The 16,230-nt window shown below is 39.9% G+C and carries 18 protein-coding genes and 1 pseudogene; 16 read left to right on the top strand and 3 right to left on the bottom strand.

What is annotated here, in order from left to right; all coding sequences use genetic code 11:
- Window positions 1-25 precede the first annotated feature (25 nt).
- From AT689_RS10015 to AT689_RS09970, 10 genes are all read left to right on the top strand, one after another.
- On the top strand, window positions 26-841 hold the full coding sequence (locus AT689_RS10015; RefSeq protein ID WP_000670830.1) for an endonuclease/exonuclease/phosphatase family protein: 816 nt from the start codon (window positions 26-28) through the stop codon (window positions 839-841).
- Between the two features lie 139 nt (window positions 842-980).
- Window positions 981-2,324, top strand: a complete 1,344-nt coding sequence (locus AT689_RS10010; RefSeq protein ID WP_000011013.1) for a DEAD/DEAH box helicase — start codon at window positions 981-983, stop codon at window positions 2,322-2,324.
- A gap of 376 nt (window positions 2,325-2,700) precedes the next feature.
- The gene (gene metK / locus AT689_RS10005) at window positions 2,701-3,891 is read left to right on the top strand and encodes a methionine adenosyltransferase (RefSeq protein ID WP_000003933.1); all 1,191 of its coding nucleotides are present in this window, start codon (window positions 2,701-2,703) and stop codon (window positions 3,889-3,891) included.
- Between the two features lie 552 nt (window positions 3,892-4,443).
- Window positions 4,444-5,379, top strand: coding sequence for a dihydroorotate oxidase (locus AT689_RS10000; RefSeq protein ID WP_000255160.1), 936 nt, complete (start codon window positions 4,444-4,446; stop codon window positions 5,377-5,379).
- 33 nt (window positions 5,380-5,412) lie between these two features.
- Window positions 5,413-6,450 carry a DNA polymerase III subunit delta gene (holA, locus tag AT689_RS09995; protein WP_000879647.1) on the top strand — a complete coding sequence of 346 codons (1,038 nt, stop codon included), beginning with the start codon at window positions 5,413-5,415 and terminating at the stop codon, window positions 6,448-6,450.
- A gap of 172 nt (window positions 6,451-6,622) precedes the next feature.
- The gene (gene sodA, locus AT689_RS09990) at window positions 6,623-7,228 is read left to right on the top strand and encodes a superoxide dismutase SodA (protein ID WP_000974746.1); all 606 of its coding nucleotides are present in this window, start codon (window positions 6,623-6,625) and stop codon (window positions 7,226-7,228) included.
- Between the two features lie 155 nt (window positions 7,229-7,383).
- Entirely contained in the window at window positions 7,384-7,914 is a 531-nt protein-coding gene (locus AT689_RS09985) for a YutD family protein (RefSeq protein ID WP_001224351.1), read from the top strand.
- Window positions 7,915-7,934: 20 nt separating this feature from the next.
- Window positions 7,935-9,020 carry a 23S rRNA (adenine(2503)-C(2))-methyltransferase RlmN gene (gene rlmN / locus AT689_RS09980; protein ID WP_000804620.1) on the top strand — a complete coding sequence of 362 codons (1,086 nt, stop codon included), beginning with the start codon at window positions 7,935-7,937 and terminating at the stop codon, window positions 9,018-9,020.
- Entirely contained in the window at window positions 9,020-9,502 is a 483-nt protein-coding gene (locus AT689_RS09975; protein WP_000976717.1) for a VanZ family protein, read from the top strand. Before rlmN ends, AT689_RS09975 begins: the two co-directional genes overlap by 1 nt.
- Window position 9,503: 1 nt before the next feature.
- Entirely contained in the window at window positions 9,504-11,045 is a 1,542-nt protein-coding gene (locus tag AT689_RS09970) for an ABC-F family ATP-binding cassette domain-containing protein (RefSeq protein WP_000025389.1), read from the top strand.
- A gap of 55 nt (window positions 11,046-11,100) precedes the next feature.
- Here the strand turns inward: AT689_RS09970 and AT689_RS09965 are convergent, their stop codons facing one another.
- From AT689_RS09965 to AT689_RS09955, 3 genes are all read right to left on the bottom strand, one after another.
- Window positions 11,101-11,904 carry a peptidylprolyl isomerase gene (locus AT689_RS09965; protein ID WP_000731922.1) on the bottom strand — a complete coding sequence of 268 codons (804 nt, stop codon included), beginning with the start codon at window positions 11,902-11,904 and terminating at the stop codon, window positions 11,101-11,103.
- Window positions 11,905-11,986: 82 nt separating this feature from the next.
- Window positions 11,987-12,208 carry a hypothetical protein gene (locus AT689_RS09960; protein WP_000011699.1) on the bottom strand — a complete coding sequence of 74 codons (222 nt, stop codon included), beginning with the start codon at window positions 12,206-12,208 and terminating at the stop codon, window positions 11,987-11,989.
- A 478-nt stretch (window positions 12,209-12,686) separates the two neighbouring features.
- A complete protein-coding gene (locus tag AT689_RS09955; RefSeq protein WP_000953865.1) occupies window positions 12,687-12,896 on the bottom strand; it encodes a hypothetical protein in 210 nt (69 codons plus the stop codon).
- Window positions 12,897-13,065: 169 nt separating this feature from the next.
- Between AT689_RS09955 and rpsP the strand changes: the two genes are divergently transcribed.
- The 6 genes and pseudogenes from rpsP to trmD all read left to right on the top strand — a co-directional run bounded on the left by rpsP (window position 13,066) and on the right by trmD (window position 16,220).
- Entirely contained in the window at window positions 13,066-13,338 is a 273-nt protein-coding gene (rpsP, locus tag AT689_RS09950) for a 30S ribosomal protein S16 (protein WP_000268761.1), read from the top strand.
- Window positions 13,339-13,357: 19 nt separating this feature from the next.
- Complete coding sequence (gene kphA / locus AT689_RS09945) at window positions 13,358-13,597, top strand: RNA-binding protein KphA (RefSeq protein WP_000379621.1); 240 nt, start codon at window positions 13,358-13,360, stop codon at window positions 13,595-13,597.
- 160 nt (window positions 13,598-13,757) lie between these two features.
- Window positions 13,758-14,070, top strand: a pseudogene (locus tag AT689_RS12990) (MazG nucleotide pyrophosphohydrolase domain-containing protein); the annotation flags it as partial.
- Window positions 14,071-14,173: 103 nt separating this feature from the next.
- A complete protein-coding gene (locus tag AT689_RS09940) occupies window positions 14,174-14,962 on the top strand; it encodes an alpha/beta hydrolase (RefSeq protein ID WP_000819200.1) in 789 nt (262 codons plus the stop codon).
- A gap of 30 nt (window positions 14,963-14,992) precedes the next feature.
- Complete coding sequence (gene rimM / locus AT689_RS09935; protein ID WP_001105899.1) at window positions 14,993-15,511, top strand: ribosome maturation factor RimM; 519 nt, start codon at window positions 14,993-14,995, stop codon at window positions 15,509-15,511.
- Window positions 15,501-16,220 carry a tRNA (guanosine(37)-N1)-methyltransferase TrmD gene (trmD, locus tag AT689_RS09930; protein WP_000686923.1) on the top strand — a complete coding sequence of 240 codons (720 nt, stop codon included), beginning with the start codon at window positions 15,501-15,503 and terminating at the stop codon, window positions 16,218-16,220. Before rimM ends, trmD begins: the two co-directional genes overlap by 11 nt.
- Window positions 16,221-16,230 lie beyond the last annotated feature (10 nt).

Genomic DNA, 16,230 nt, shown 5'->3' with positions numbered 1-16,230 from the left:
CAACCTCTTATTTTGGGAGAAAAGAATGAAATTTTTAACACTCAATACTCACAGTTGGATGGAGAAAGAAGCAGAGGAAAAATTCCAGATTTTGCTTGAAGATATTCTTGAAAAGGACTATGATTTGATTTGTTTCCAAGAAATCAATCAGGAGATGACCTCGTCAGAGGTGGAGGTTAATGACCTTTATCAAGCTTTGCCAGCAGCTGAGCCTATTCACCAAGACCATTATGTTAGACTCTTGGTTGAAAAGTTGTTAGAGCAAGGGAAAAATTACTACTGGACCTGGGCTTATAACCATATCGGCTATGACCGCTACCACGAAGGTGTGGCTATCTTGTCTAAAACACCTATTGAAGCCAGAGAAATTTTGGTTTCAGATGTGGATGATCCAACAGACTATCATACTCGCCGTGTTGCCCTAGCTGAAACTGTAGTCGATGGCAAGGAGCTAGCAGTTGCCAGTGTTCATCTCTCTTGGTGGGATAAAGGTTTTCAAGAAGAATGGGCACGATTTGAGGCTGTCTTGAAAAAATTGAACAAGCCACTTTTACTAGCTGGAGATTTTAACAACCCAGCAGGTCAGGAAGGTTACCAAGCTATTTTAGCTAGTCCATTAGGCTTACAAGACGCATTTGAAGTTGCTCAAGAGAAAAGTGGTAGCTATACTGTTCCGCCTGAAATTGATGGCTGGAAAGGGAACACTGAACCCCTTCGAATCGATTATGTCTTTACTACCAAAGAGTTAGCGGTGGAAAATTTACATGTCGTATTTGATGGTAACAAGAGTCCACAAGTGAGTGATCACTATGGCTTGAATGCTATATTAAACTGGAAATAATAACTGAAAAGAGGTTGGAACTATAAAATTCCAGCCTTTTCTTACTAGAGAAGCTACTGGAAATAGCCTAAATAAGTGAGACTACTGTAATGGAATAAAATATGGTATAATTGATAAGATAGATAGAATCGAGGATGTTATGTCATTTACGAAATTTCAATTTAAAAACTATATTAGAGAAGCCTTGAAGGAGTTAAAATTTACAACTCCAACAGAGGTGCAAGACAAGTTGATTCCTATTGTTTTGGCAGGTCGTGACCTAGTAGGAGAATCAAAAACAGGTTCAGGTAAGACTCATACTTTCTTGTTACCGATTTTTCAGCAATTAGATGAAGCTAGCGATAGTGTACAAGCAGTGATTACTGCACCGAGTCGTGAGTTGGCTACTCAAATTTACCAAGTAGCGCGTCAGATTTCAGCTCACTCAGATGTCGAAGTTCGTGTGGTTAATTATGTGGGTGGTACGGATAAGGCTCGCCAGATTGAGAAATTGGAAAGCAATCAGCCTCATATTGTTATTGGAACACCAGGCCGTATCTACGACTTGGTTAAATCTGGTGATTTAGCTATTCATAAAGCCAAGACATTTGTTGTTGATGAAGCAGATATGACCTTGGATATGGGATTCTTGGAAACTGTTGATAAGATTGCTGACAGTCTTCCAAAAGACTTGCAATTCATGGTCTTCTCAGCGACTATCCCACAAAAACTGCAACCATTCTTGAAAAAATACTTATCAAATCCTGTTATGGAGAAAATTAAGACCAAAACGGTTATTTCTGACACCATTGATAATTGGTTGATTTCGACCAAGGGACATGATAAGAATGCTCAAATTTACCAGTTGACTCAGTCGATGCAGCCGTATTTGGCAATGATTTTTGTTAACACTAAAACGCGTGCTGATGAATTGCATTCATATCTGACTGCTCAAGGCTTGAAGGTTGCAAAAATCCATGGCGATATTGCCCCTCGTGAACGCAAGCGAATCATGAATCAGGTGCAAAATCTGGATTTTGAGTATATTGTCGCAACAGATTTGGCAGCACGTGGGATTGACATTGAAGGTGTCAGCCATGTCATCAATGATGCCATTCCGCAAGACTTATCTTTTTTTGTTCACCGTGTTGGTCGTACTGGACGAAATGGCCTACCAGGTACAGCTATTACCCTTTATCAGCCAAGTGATGACTCGGATATCCGTGAGTTGGAGAAATTGGGAATCAAGTTTAGTCCTAAGATGGTCAAAGACGGGGAATTTCAAGATACCTATGACCGTGATCGTCGTGCCAACCGTGAGAAAAAACAAGATAAACTTGATATCGAAATGATTGGTTTGGTTAAAAAGAAAAAGAAAAAAGTCAAACCGGGTTATAAGAAGAAAATTCAATGGGCGGTTGATGAAAAGCGCCGTAAAACCAAGCGTGCTGAAAATCGCGCTCGCGGTCGTGCAGAGCGTAAAGCTAAACGCCAAACATTTTAATAGAAATTGTTGGAGTACTGAGCTCCAACTTTTTTATTTATGAGAACGAACTATCTAAACCGAAACACTACATTAAAGACTGCAAATTGCGATTAAAAATGGTATAATGATAAAGTTATATAGTCCCGATAAGATGGTAGGTATTTATTACGAAGAGTTTTCCTATCAGTAGTTTGCAATTCGCAAAGAATGACGGCTTCGAGGTCGCTCGTCTTTCTACGGTTGCCGCCATACTGCGGTCACCCTATGCGCCTTACTAGCTTCAGAAATAAAAAAGTATCGTTTTTATTTCTGAAGCTAGTAACTCTTAGATAATGGAAATTCCTATCAGTACTTTGTAACTCTATAACAATATTTTTTAAGGGGGGACATTTTTATGTCAGAACGTAAATTATTCACGTCTGAATCTGTATCTGAGGGGCATCCGGATAAGATTGCAGACCAAATTTCAGATGCGATTTTGGATGCTATTTTAGCAAAGGATCCAGAGGCGCACGTTGCTGCTGAAACAGCTGTATATACTGGTTCTGTCCACGTTTTTGGTGAAATTTCTACAAATGCCTATGTGGATATTAACCGTGTGGTTCGTGATACCATTGCAGAGATTGGTTATACCAATACAGAATATGGATTTTCTGCTGAGACGGTGGGAGTACACCCATCTTTGGTGGAACAATCTCCTGACATCGCTCAAGGTGTTAACGAAGCCTTGGAGGTTCGTGGAAATGCTGATCAAGATCCACTGGACTTGATTGGAGCAGGTGACCAAGGGCTCATGTTTGGATTTGCAGTAGATGAAACAGAAGAGCTCATGCCATTGCCAATTGCACTCAGTCATAAATTGGTTCGTCGTCTGGCAGAACTTCGTAAGTCTGGAGAAATTAGCTATCTCCGTCCAGATGCAAAATCACAAGTTACAGTTGAGTACGATGAAAATGACCGTCCGGTACGTGTAGATACAGTCGTTATTTCTACTCAGCATGATCCAGAGGCCACTAATGAACAAATCCATCAAGATGTGATTGACAAGGTCATCAAAGAAGTTATTCCATCTTCTTATCTTGATGATAAGGCAAAATTCTTTATCAATCCGACAGGTCGTTTTGTAATCGGTGGTCCTCAAGGGGACTCAGGTTTGACTGGTCGTAAGATTATTGTAGATACTTATGGTGGCTACTCTCGTCATGGTGGTGGTGCCTTCTCTGGTAAAGATGCGACTAAGGTGGATCGTTCAGCCTCTTATGCGGCTCGCTATATTGCCAAGAATATCGTTGCAGCAGGCCTTGCTAAGAAGGCAGAAGTGCAGTTGGCCTATGCTATCGGTGTTGCGCAACCTGTTTCTGTTCGTATCGATACTTTCGGTACAGGAACAGTAGCTGAAAGTCAACTTGAAAAAGCGGCTCGTCAAATCTTTGACCTTCGCCCTGCAGGGATTATCCAAATGCTGGACCTCAAGCGTCCAATTTACCGTCAAACATCGGCTTACGGTCACATGGGACGTACAGATATTGATCTTCCATGGGAACGTTTGGATAAGGTAGATGCTTTGAAAGAAGCAGTAAAATAAGATTTTAAGAGGGGAACGTCCTCTCTTTTTTATAGTTTTTAACTATACTGGGATACTGTTCTGAAAATCCATTTTGCGAAAGTAGAGATTTACATGTATAATGGATTGAAACTAGAATAGTACACCTCAACTTCTAAAACATTGTTAGAAATCGATTTGACTGTCCTGATCGATTTCTCCTGTTCTTGTTTCATTTTACTATATTTCTTTAAAAATGATAAAGGTTGAGATTTCTCCTCGTAATAGATAATCATGGGGATATTTCAAGCCAAAGTTTTATTCGTTATCACTTGACTATTGCAAGGTTTTCTAGATCAACAGAGTCATGGAATGGACTCATGGTTGAGATTTCTCCTTGTTGCTTGGACTTCATTCAAAAGTCTGTTACCCAAGCCTTGTTCAAACTTCCAATACACTAGCTGTTTCCATAGCATGACTTCTGTACTAGACTTTCTTTTCCGAATAAATAGATAGAACCACAGAATCTAGTAAACCTAGAATTAAAATTATGGTATAATATTAGCAATAAAAGAAATCTGGAGGATTAGAATCATGGTATCAACGAAAACACAAATTGCTGGTTTTGAGTTTGACAATTGCTTGATGAATGCAGCAGGTGTGGCTTGTATGACGATAGAGGAGTTAGAAGAGGTCAAAAACTCAGCGGCAGGAACCTTTGTTACTAAGACAGCGACCTTGGACTTCCGTCAGGGGAATCCTGAGCCACGCTACCAAGATGTTCCACTTGGTTCCATCAACTCTATGGGCTTGCCAAATAATGGCTTAGACTATTATTTGGATTATCTTTTAGATTTGCAGGAAAAAGAGTCGAACCGAACTTTCTTCTTATCTCTGGTCGGCATGTCTCCAGAGGAAACCCATACTATTTTGAAAAAAGTCCAAGAGAGTGATTTTCGTGGTCTGACTGAGCTAAATCTTTCCTGTCCAAATGTTCCAGGTAAACCTCAGATTGCCTATGATTTTGAGACAACAGACCGGATTTTGGCAGAAGTGTTTGCTTACTTCACCAAACCTCTTGGAATTAAATTGCCACCTTATTTTGATATTGTTCACTTTGATCAAGCGGCAGCTATTTTCAACAAATATCCGCTCAAGTTTGTCAACTGCGTTAACTCTATCGGAAACGGCCTCTATATAGAAGACGAATCTGTCGTTATTCGGCCTAAGAATGGTTTTGGTGGAATTGGTGGAGAATACATCAAACCGACTGCTCTAGCCAATGTTCACGCCTTTTATCAACGTTTAAATCCTCAAATCCAAATTATCGGAACAGGTGGCGTTCTGACTGGTCGAGATGCCTTTGAACACATCCTCTGTGGAGCAAGTATGGTGCAGGTGGGAACGACCCTTCACAAAGAAGGCGTCAGTGCTTTTGACCGCATTACCAATGAACTGAAAGCAATCATGGTGGAAAAAGGCTACGAGAGCTTAGAAGATTTCCGTGGGAAATTGCGCTATATTGACTAAATTAAATCAAAAAATCTGAAGAAAGGAGAGACGATGCTAGCCATTGAAGAAAGTCAGAAGTTGACTTTATCAAATTTACCGAGCCTGAGCCTATTTACAGGGACAGATCAGGGTCAGTTTGAAGTGATGAAGAGTCAAATGTTGAAACAGATTGGGTATGATTCTGCTGACCTCAACTTTGCCTACTTTGATATGAAAGAAGTAGTTTACAAGGATGTGGAACTGGAGTTGGTCAGCCTTCCTTTCTTTGCGGATGAGAAAATCGTGATATTAGATTATTTTATGGATATCACGACTGCTAAGAAACGCTTTTTGACAGATGATGAGCTTAAGTCATTTGAGGAATACCTTGACAATCCTTCTCCAACAACCAAGTTGATAATCTTTGCAGAAGGAAAGCTGGATAGCAAAAGACGGTTAGTCAAATTACTTAAGCGTGATGCCAAGGTCTTCGATGCAGTAGAAGTAAAAGAACAAGAATTGCGCCAGTATTTCCAAAAGTGGAGTCAGAAACAAGGTCTGCAGTTTACCAATCATTCTTTTGAAAATCTCCTCATCAAGTCGGGGTTTCAATTTAGCGAAATCCAGAAAAATCTTCTCTTTTTACAGTCCTATAAGGCGAATTCTGTTATTGAGGAAGAGGATATTGTTAACGCAATTCCCAAGACCTTGCAGGACAATATTTTTGATTTAACTCAGTTTATTCTGACTAAAAAGATGGATCAGGCGCGCGATTTGGTGAGAGACTTGACCTTGCAAGGGGAAGATGAAATCAAACTGATTGCAGTCATGCTGGGACAATTTCGGACTTTTACTCAGGTGAAGATTTTGGCGGAGTCTGGCCAAACAGAATCGCAGATTGCAAGTAGTTTAGGTAGTTATCTGGGACGTAACCCAAATCCTTATCAAATCAAGTTTGCATTAAGAGATTCGAGAGGACTTTCTTTGAGCTTTCTGAAGCAAGCTATTTCCTATTTGATTGAGACAGACTATCAGATTAAGACAGGTCTTTATGAAAAAGGTTTCCTTTTTGAAAAGGCACTCTTACAGATTGCTAGTCAGGTCAATTGACATTTGTTGAAACTACAACCCGCGTCAGGATTATCTTGTCGTGGGTTTCTTGCTGATTTGCTTATTTTATTAGAAAGTATGTCAGTGATTTCCTTATCTATAAGCAAAAAACTTGAAAAAAGTGAATGTTTGCGTTATCATTTTCATATAGAAAGAAAAAGAGGTATTACAGATGGCTATTATCTTACCAGAACTTCCATATGCATACGACGCTTTGGAACCATACATCGATGCGGAAACAATGCATTTGCACCATGACAAACACCATCAAACTTATGTCAACAATGCCAATGCAGCTTTAGAAAAACACCCTGAAATCGGTGAAGACCTTGAAGCCTTGCTTGCTGATGTAGAATCTATCCCAGCTGATATCCGTCAAGCACTTATCAACAATGGTGGCGGACACTTGAACCACGCTCTTTTCTGGGAATTGATGACTCCCGAGAAAACAGCTCCTTCAGCAGAACTGGCAGCAGCAATCGATGCAACATTTGGTTCATTTGAAGAATTCCAAGCAGCCTTCACTGCAGCAGCAACAACTCGTTTTGGTTCAGGTTGGGCATGGTTGGTTGTCAACAAAGAAGGGAAACTTGAAGTGACTTCAACAGCAAACCAAGACACACCAATCTCAGAAGGTAAAAAACCAATCTTGGGCTTGGACGTTTGGGAACATGCTTACTACGTGAAATACCGCAACGTGCGTCCTGACTACATCAAAGCTTTCTTTTCAGTAATCAACTGGAATAAAGTAGATGAATTGTACGCAGCTGCTAAATAATGATAGTTGGAGGGAAGAATTGTTCTTCTCTTTTTAGGTTATAAGATTCTGGTCTGACAAAATCGTCAGACTTTTTTCATTTTTATGAGAAACGTGCTAACTGCTAGAAATTATGGTAGAATAAAGTATTAAGTAATCGTGGAAAAAGGATATCTATGCGAAAAGAAATTGCACCTGAATTATACAACTATAACAAGTTTCCTGGTCCGGAGTTCCATTTACACGGGGATAAGGTCGAAACGGAAGGGATAGCTTTTTCCTTGGTTGAAAATATCAAGGATGCCTTTGATGTGACGACTTTTAATCAGCGTTTTTCAGAAGTCTTAACCAAGTTTGATTATATCGTGGGGGACTGGAGCAACGAACAGCTTCGCCTACGAGGTTTTTACAAGGATGACCGAACAGAAGAAAAACTTGAAAAAATCAGTCGTTTACAAGACTACCTTTTAGAGTATTGTAGTTATGGTTGTGCCTATTTTGTCTTAGAAAATGAAGCCCCTAAGCGAGCATCATTTGACAAGAAAATGCGTAAGACGGAAGAAGAAACACCTTCTAGAAAAGGAAAGAAACCGACTCAAACTAAACGAAAGTCGAATGCAGATAAGAAAAATAGACGTCGTCAGAAAGACCAGCATTCTCAGAAAGAGGACAAGGAACAACGTCATTTTGTCATTCGTCAGAAGTGAGTAGAGAATAAGGAGAAGAAATGAAACCCTCAATTCATAGTTTGGCACATCAAACCATGCAGGAATGGGTATTGGAGCAGGGAGAAAAGAAATTCCGTGCAGATCAAATCTGGGAATGGCTCTACCGTAAACGTGTGCAGTCATTTGAAGAAATGACCAACCTTTCCAAGGATTTGATTGCTAAGCTCAATGACCAGTTTGTGGTCAATCCCTTGAAACAAGGTATTGTGCAAGAGTCTGCTGATGGTACAGTCAAATATCTCTTTGAATTGCCTGACGGTATGTTAATTGAGACTGTACTCATGTGTCAACACTATGGTTTATCTGTCTGTGTGACCACTCAGGTCGGCTGTAATATCGGTTGTACCTTCTGTGCCTCTGGTTTGATTAAGAAGCAGCGTGACCTCAATAACGGTGAAATCGTAGCGCAAATCATGCTGGTTCAGAAATACTTTGATGAGCGTGGTCAGGATGAACGCATCAGCCATATCGTTGTCATGGGAATCGGTGAGCCCTTTGATAATTACAACAATGTCTTGAATTTCTTTCGTACTATCAATGATGATAAAGGAATGGCTATCGGTGCTCGTCACATCACGGTTTCAATCTCAGGTTTGGCTCATAAAATTCGTGACTTTGCTGATGAAGGGGTTCAGGTCAATCTTGCCGTGTCTCTTCACGCACCCAACAATGAACTTCGTTCAAGTATCATGAAGATTAACCGTGCCTTTCCGATTGAAAAACTCTTTGCTGCTATTGAATACTACATTGAGACAACAAACCGTCGTGTAACCTTTGAATATATCATGCTTAATGAAGTCAACGACGGTGTGGAACAAGCCTTGGAATTGGCTGAATTGCTCAAGAACATCAAGAAATCGTCTTATGTAAACTTGATTCCTTATAACCCAGTTAGTGAGCATGACCAATATAGCCGTAGTCCCAAAGAGCGCGTGTTGGCTTTCTATGATACGCTTAAGAAAAAAGGGGGCAACTGTGTGGTTCGTCAAGAGCATGGTACAGATATTGACGCAGCTTGTGGACAATTGCTCTTTAACACAATGAAACGTGACCGCCAGAAGGCAGTCGCAGCGGTAAATCCTTAATGATGAAGAAGACTTATAATCATATTTTGGTCTGGGGAGTCATTTTCTATAGCATTTGCATTGTCTATTTTTGCTTTACTCCTCAAGAACAATCTACCGTGGGAGTGGGAACTCCAGATATTCAGCATCTTGGACGCCTGGTTTTTCTTTTGACTCCTTTCAATTCTCTCTGGAAACTGGGCGAAGTGAGTGACATTGGACAATTATGTTGGATTGTTTTACAAAATATCCTCAATGTCTTCTTGTTTTTTCCTCTGATTTTCCAACTCCTTTATCTATTTCCAAATTTGCGGAAAACAAAAAAGGTCCTTCTTTTTAGTTTTCTTGTGAGTCTTGGAATCGAGTGTACGCAATTAATCTTGGACTTTTTCTTTGATTTCAATCGCGTCTTTGAGATTGATGATTTGTGGACCAACACTTTGGGTGGCTATCTGGCTTGGCTCCTTTATAAACGATTACATAAAAACAAGATAAGGAATTAAAATGAGTATTTTAGAAGTTAAAAATCTGAGTCACGGTTTTGGTGACCGTGCAATTTTTGAAGATGTGTCCTTCCGTCTCCTCAAGGGGGAACATATCGGCCTGGTCGGTGCCAATGGTGAAGGAAAATCAACCTTTATGAGTATCGTGACTGGTAAAATGCTGCCAGATGAAGGAAAGGTTGAGTGGTCCAAATATGTGACGGCTGGTTACTTGGATCAGCACTCTGTCCTTGCTGAAAGACAGTCGGTGCGTGATGTTCTCCGTACGGCTTTTGATGAGCTTTTCAAAGCTGAAGCTCGTATCAATGACCTCTATATGGAAATGGCTGAAGACGGTGCGGATGTTGATGCTCTCATGGAAGAAGTAGGAGAACTTCAAGACCGTCTGGAGAGTCGTGATTTCTATACCTTGGATGCTAAGATTGACGAAGTAGCGCGTGCTCTTGGTGTTATGGACTTTGGCATGGATACGGATGTAACTTCTTTGTCAGGTGGGCAAAGAACCAAGGTGCTTTTGGCAAAACTTCTCCTTGAAAAGCCTGATATCTTGCTGTTGGACGAGCCGACCAACTACTTGGATGCTGAGCATATTGATTGGCTCAAGCGCTATCTCCAAAACTATGAGAATGCCTTTGTTCTCATTTCGCACGATATTCCATTCCTCAATGACGTTATCAATATTGTCTATCATGTGGAAAATCAACAGCTGACGCGTTACTCTGGTGACTACTACCAGTTCCAAGAAGTTTATGCTATGAAGAAATCTCAGCTAGAGGCAGCCTACGAACGCCAGCAGAAAGAGATTGCAGACCTCAAGGACTTTGTGGCTCGTAATAAAGCCCGTGTTGCAACTCGTAATATGGCTATGTCTCGTCAAAAGAAATTGGATAAGATGGATATTATCGAACTCCAAAGTGAGAAACCAAAACCATCCTTTGATTTCAAACCAGCTCGTACACCAGGGCGCTTTATCTTCCAAGCCAAGAACTTGCAAATTGGTTACGACCTTCCTCTTACTAAGCCTTTAAATCTTACCTTCGAACGCAATCAAAAGGTTGCGATTATTGGTGCTAATGGTATTGGAAAAACAACTCTCTTGAAGAGTCTCTTGGGCATTATCTCGCCAATCGCTGGGGAAGTGGAGCGTGGAGATTATTTAGAACTTGGTTATTTTGAGCAGGAAGTAGAAGGCGGTAATCGCCAAACTCCTCTTGAAGCTGTCTGGAATGCCTTTCCTGCCCTTAATCAAGCAGAAGTCCGTGCAGCCCTTGCCCGTTGTGGTTTGACAACCAAACATATTGAAAGCCAGATTCAAGTATTATCAGGGGGAGAGCAAGCCAAGGTTCGTTTCTGTCTCTTGATGAATCGTGAAAACAACGTTTTAGTGCTGGACGAGCCGACCAACCATTTGGATGTGGATGCAAAGGATGAGCTCAAACGCGCTCTCAAAGAATATAGGGGATCTATCCTTATGGTCTGCCACGAGCCAGACTTTTATGAAGGCTGGATAGACCAAATATGGGATTTTAATAATTTAACTTAAGAATGAGAGTAAAAGAAATACAGTACCGAATGTGGATACTGTATTTTTTTGGTTTTTAAGATTTAAAATCGTAGTCTTTCACCACTTCGATGCTGTCGATTGTGATAGCAGTAGTTGGCTTGTCTTTTTCATCTTTTTCGGCCTTAGCAATCTTATCCACAACATCCATACCGTCAATCACTTGACCAAAGACTGGGTGTTTGCCATCTAGACTAGGGTTTCCACCTTCTTTGTAGGCTTCGATAATTTTCTGTGGATACTTGCTTGTAGGGAGTTTAGAAGAGGTATCTGTAGAGCTTTGGTTGATGAAGAACTGGCTGCCATTGGTGTTTGGTTGACCAGTATTAGCCATAGCAAGAGCACCACGGATGTTATACAAATAAGGAGTAATCTCGTTCTTGAAACCAGTTCCTTTGTCTTTAGTCTTATCCTTGTCATGCCAGATGGACTGACCACCTGTACCGTCCCCTTTTGGATCTCCAGTTTGGACCATAAAGCCATCGATGACACGGTGGAAGGTAATACCGTTATAGTAGCCTTCTTTGGCGTGAGTGAGGAAATTTTCAACCGCTAGAGGAGCGAGTTTAGGGAAGAGTTTAATGCGAATATCACCTTGGCTTGTGTGGAGAATCACTTCGGCTTCATCTTCAGCAACTTCCTTAGATAGTTGTGGGAAATTGGCGTTTTCGTTTGTTAAAGCATCGTTTAACTCCTTGGCAGATTGGGCAGCTACTTTGGAACTTTCTTCAGCAGCAAGACTGGAATCAACATAATCATCACCACGCAGACTGCGTTGGACGCTGCTACACCCAGCTAGGGCTACAGTAGACAGTAAAAGAAGGGTTGCTAGTTTTTTCATTCTGATCCTCTCAAAAATTCATTTATACCATTGTACCCTAAAAAGAAGTGGATTTCAAATATTAGTAGTTTACAGAACTGGCTTAGATAATAGTTGGGATTTCATCATCATCTTGAAAATCTTCAACTTCTTCAACTTCTTCCCCAGTAAATGGTTTCTGAAAAGAACTTAGTATAAAACGGGCAATTGGTTCAACAATTAGGAAATTTAGAGGAAGAGCTGCAATAAAGTTTACGAACCAGGCGCTTAGATAGGTATTGGGTGTGATAGCAATGCCATTGTAAAAAAGTCCATAGAAGGACATGAAAGTGACCAGCTAATTCTTCTTCTGAAAAATGCTCATGAAGGGCTTGATCCAGGTCGCAAGATTTCATTTTAGAAAGTCCAGTAACTCCCTTCTTCTTCAGGATATTCTTTTTCATGGTATTATTTAGATGGTCAAGTGAGTCAAAAGAAGTTTCGACAAGAGCATACCCTTTTTCTACCAGAGTTTTTAGATGTTTAGGGGCATCAATACCATAAGTGTACTCAAAGTATTTTGGAAACCAGATCTTAAGAAAGCTCGTAAAGCTAGCCAGTTCTCTAAACGCTAAGAACTAGCTACAACACAGCATTTACAACACTTCATGGTTCACACCATGGGGTGCTTTTTAATGATTTTAAGCAAAATTCACACTTAATTGAAAGTTATTTAAATTAGATGAAAATTTATTTTTTGAAAAAGCGGGAAAACATTGATTCTAAGCGAATTTTGAATCATATTCGAATGGGAGTTTTTAAAATCATGTTTCAGTGGTAAAAGTACCAAACTGGATTCTCCATAGTAAAATGATATCTCCTGCTAGTGAATCATCTACTAATAAGTCCATATTTCGCTTGGGAACGGGCTTGGGACTTAGAAGCCAAGTATCCAACTCTCGTTCAGGCGATATGAAGGGTTTGACTTGGTGTTCTTTATAAAATTTTTCTAAAATAGTATTCACGGATAGCATCTTTCAAACATTTATTTCCTATTCTAACAAATTTCTAAATACTTTAAGAAATTTATAGTCTGTCAAGTTTTTTTCTTGACACATGCCAGAAATCTGCTATAATAGAACATGTGCTAAATAGCTCAGCTATTTCACCGAAATAAAAAATTAAAGAAATGAGACTTTAAAAATGGCAGTTAAAATCCGTTTGACTCGTATGGGTTCTAAGAAAAAACCTTTCTACCGTATCAACGTAGCAGATTCACGTTCACCACGTGACGGACGTTTCATCGAAACAGTTGGAACTTACAACCCACTTGTTGCTGAAAACCAAGTAACTTTGAAAGAAGACCGCGTTCTTGCATGGTTGGCTAATGGAGCTCAACCTTCAGACACAGTACGTAACATCCTTTCAAAAGAAGGCGTATTGAAAAAATTCCACGATTCTAAATTCTCAAAATAAGTTTAAAGTAGGTTGACAGATGGATACGATTGAAAATCTCATTATTGCGATTGTGAAACCCTTAATTTCACAACCAGATGCCTTAACTATCAAGATTGAGGATACACCAGAATTTTTGGAATATCATTTGAATCTTGATCAAAGCGATGTGGGTCGTGTAATCGGTCGTAAGGGTCGCACTATTTCTGCGATAAGAACGATTGTCTACTCTGTCCCAACTGAATACAAAAAAGTAAGAATCGTTATTGACGAAAAATAAGAAGGGCGGGACGGATGTCTCGCTTTTTTGTGTGGAATAGAAGATATAGTAAAATGAAATAATAACAGGACAAATCGATCAGGACAGTCAAATCGATTTCTAACAATGTTTTAGAAGTAAAGGTGTACTATTCTAGTTTCAATATACTATAAAAGATTGAACGTTTAGGCAATTCCAAGACTACTTACTCGAACATTAACAGCAGTCTCGGACTGATGAAGGTCTCTTTATGAAGTTAGTGGAGGAAGTCGGAGAAGTAGCCGAGGTTTTGAATAGGCGCTCTGGTCGAAAAGAAGGGATAGGATTCGAACGAGGAACCTGCCATAGAACTGGCTGATATCATTCACTACACCGTCGCTATTGCTGCTATCAAGCATATTGACCTAACTAGAACCATCTTTGAGAAAGACAAAACCGCAGCCGTTAATTACCAACATAAACATGATTTGGAAGGATTCTTGAAGGGAAAGTAGAGATGTTGTCCCCTTCCTCCAACTTGAGAAAATCTTTGGAACGTGATAAAATAAAGGATAAGGATTTTTAATAATTCATTATATAGAATGAGTGGATTTCTTTATGAAGAGGTTTGAAGTATCTACAGAAATTGGTAGCCTCTCTGTTACTTATCAAAAGCAAAAGAAAGTGCTAGTTTGTCTAAACGGAGCAGGTTTGCTACCAAGTTATGAAAATTTTTCACTTATACTTGAAAAACCTCCTCCTACAATTGGTTATTTGACAATTGATTTTCCGAACACAGGTAGGAGTCCGATTCATGACCAAGCTGGAAAAAATCTAGATAATCTTGCAGATGCGGTTTATGAAGTACTTGAAGAATTAGGAATTTCTGAATATATACTTTGTGCACATAGTTGGAGTGGAATTTTAGCTTGCAAATTACTCGAGAAACCAATTAAGCGTCAGACTTTAGTAGCAATTGAACCGACAACTAAAAAAGTCATGTTTGCTGATTTTTCAGAAAATCCTTATCCAGAAATGGAAGAGCAGATGAGGCTGATTGACGAGTGTGGTCCTGAACTTTATTTTAAGAACTTAACTCAAGCAACATTTAGTCCTGAAACGAATAAAAAAATCTGGGAATTAATGCAAGAAAAAGGCTTAGAGTTGGAAAATCAAGATCCAGAATTTCAGATATCTGGAGAGATTACTGAGGAAGATTTTGAGAATTTGTCGATAGAATCTCATGTCCCTGTATTTATTTTTTGTCAGACTTATAGAGAAAAAGAGTACAGAGAATCAGAATATTGGACTTCCAATACTAAACTCATTTTAGGAAGGAATCACCATTATTTACAATGGTCAGAATCGGAAAAAATTGCGGCTATTATTCGAGAATTGTCAGAATAAGATGGAAAAAAGGAGATTACAGGAGACAAGATGAACTACTTTAATGTTGGGAAAATCGTTAATACGCAGGGATTACAGGGTGAGATGCGAGTCTTGTCTGTGACGGATTTTGCAGAAGAACGGTTTAAAAAAGGAGCTGAGCTGGCTTTGTTTGATGAAAAAGATCAGTTTGTCCAAACAGTGACCATCGCTAGCCACCGTAAACAGAAGAACTTTGACATTATTAAATTCAAAGATATGTACCATATCAATACTATCGAAAAGTACAAGGGATACAGTCTCAAGGTCGCTGAGGAAGATTTGAATGACCTAGACGATGGTGAATTTTACTATCACGAGATTATCGGTTTGGAAGTCTATGAGGGTGATAGCTTGGTTGGAACCATCAAGGAAATCCTGCAACCAGGTGCTAATGATGTCTGGGTGGTCAAACGAAAAGGCAAACGTGATTTGCTTTTACCTTATATCCCACCAGTGGTTCTCAATGTTGATATTCCAAATAAACGGGTCGATGTGGAAATCTTAGAAGGGTTAGACGATGAAGATTGATATTTTAACCCTCTTTCCAGAGATGTTTTCTCCACTGGAGCACTCAATCGTTGGAAAGGCTCGAGAAAAAGGGCTCTTGGATATCCAGTATCATAATTTTCGAGAAAATGCTGAAAAGGCCCGTCATGTAGATGATGAGCCCTACGGAGGCGGTCAGGGCATGTTGCTCAGAGCACAACCTATTTTCGATTCCTTTGATGCTATTGAAAAGAAAAATCCGCGCGTTATTCTCCTCGATCCTGCTGGAAAGCAGTTTGATCAGGTTTATGCTGAAGATTTGGCTCAAGAGGAAGAGCTAATCTTTATCTGTGGGCACTATGAGGGTTATGATGAGCGCATTAAGACCTTGGTAACAGATGAGATTTCCCTAGGCGACTATGTCCTCACTGGTGGAGAATTGGCAGCTATGACCATGATTGATGCTACAGTTCGCCTGATTCCAGAAGTGATTGGCAAGGAGTCTAGCCACCAAGATGATAGTTTTTCTTCAGGTCTTTTAGAATATCCTCAGTACACACGTCCCTATGATTATCGAGGCATGGTCGTGCCAGATGTATTGATGAGTGGCCACCATGAAAAGATTCGTCAGTGGCGATTGTACGAGAGTTTAAAGAAAACCTACGAGCGCAGACCGGATTTACTTGAACATTATCAACTGACAGTAGAAGAAGAAAAAATGCTGGCAGAAATCAAAGAAAACAAAGAATAAAGGAGAAACC

Origin of the sequence: Streptococcus pneumoniae (assembly GCF_001457635.1) — a bacterium.
GTDB lineage: Bacteria > Bacillota > Bacilli > Lactobacillales > Streptococcaceae > Streptococcus > Streptococcus pneumoniae.
The sequence above is the reverse complement of the archived record's forward strand: the minus strand, read 5'-3'. Positions and strand labels throughout refer to the sequence as shown.

What these genes read in the sequence shown, in the direction of transcription:
- AT689_RS10015 (WP_000670830.1), top strand. Translation starts at nt 26, where the DNA reads ATGAAATTTTTAACACTCAATACTCACAGTTGGATGGAGAAAGAAGCA.
- AT689_RS10010 (WP_000011013.1), top strand. Translation starts at nt 981, where the DNA reads ATGTCATTTACGAAATTTCAATTTAAAAACTATATTAGAGAAGCCTTG.
- metK (WP_000003933.1), top strand. Translation starts at nt 2,701, where the DNA reads ATGTCAGAACGTAAATTATTCACGTCTGAATCTGTATCTGAGGGGCAT.
- AT689_RS10000 (WP_000255160.1), top strand. Translation starts at nt 4,444, where the DNA reads ATGGTATCAACGAAAACACAAATTGCTGGTTTTGAGTTTGACAATTGC.
- holA (WP_000879647.1), top strand. Translation starts at nt 5,413, where the DNA reads ATGCTAGCCATTGAAGAAAGTCAGAAGTTGACTTTATCAAATTTACCG.
- sodA (WP_000974746.1), top strand. Translation starts at nt 6,623, where the DNA reads ATGGCTATTATCTTACCAGAACTTCCATATGCATACGACGCTTTGGAA.
- AT689_RS09985 (WP_001224351.1), top strand. Translation starts at nt 7,384, where the DNA reads ATGCGAAAAGAAATTGCACCTGAATTATACAACTATAACAAGTTTCCT.
- rlmN (WP_000804620.1), top strand. Translation starts at nt 7,935, where the DNA reads ATGAAACCCTCAATTCATAGTTTGGCACATCAAACCATGCAGGAATGG.
- AT689_RS09975 (WP_000976717.1), top strand. Translation starts at nt 9,020, where the DNA reads ATGATGAAGAAGACTTATAATCATATTTTGGTCTGGGGAGTCATTTTC.
- AT689_RS09970 (WP_000025389.1), top strand. Translation starts at nt 9,504, where the DNA reads ATGAGTATTTTAGAAGTTAAAAATCTGAGTCACGGTTTTGGTGACCGT.
- AT689_RS09965 (WP_000731922.1), bottom strand. Translation starts at nt 11,904, where the DNA reads ATGAAAAAACTAGCAACCCTTCTTTTACTGTCTACTGTAGCCCTAGCT.
- AT689_RS09960 (WP_000011699.1), bottom strand. Translation starts at nt 12,208, where the DNA reads ATGTCCTTCTATGGACTTTTTTACAATGGCATTGCTATCACACCCAAT.
- AT689_RS09955 (WP_000953865.1), bottom strand. Translation starts at nt 12,896, where the DNA reads ATGCTATCCGTGAATACTATTTTAGAAAAATTTTATAAAGAACACCAA.
- rpsP (WP_000268761.1), top strand. Translation starts at nt 13,066, where the DNA reads ATGGCAGTTAAAATCCGTTTGACTCGTATGGGTTCTAAGAAAAAACCT.
- kphA (WP_000379621.1), top strand. Translation starts at nt 13,358, where the DNA reads ATGGATACGATTGAAAATCTCATTATTGCGATTGTGAAACCCTTAATT.
- AT689_RS09940 (WP_000819200.1), top strand. Translation starts at nt 14,174, where the DNA reads ATGAAGAGGTTTGAAGTATCTACAGAAATTGGTAGCCTCTCTGTTACT.
- rimM (WP_001105899.1), top strand. Translation starts at nt 14,993, where the DNA reads ATGAACTACTTTAATGTTGGGAAAATCGTTAATACGCAGGGATTACAG.
- trmD (WP_000686923.1), top strand. Translation starts at nt 15,501, where the DNA reads ATGAAGATTGATATTTTAACCCTCTTTCCAGAGATGTTTTCTCCACTG.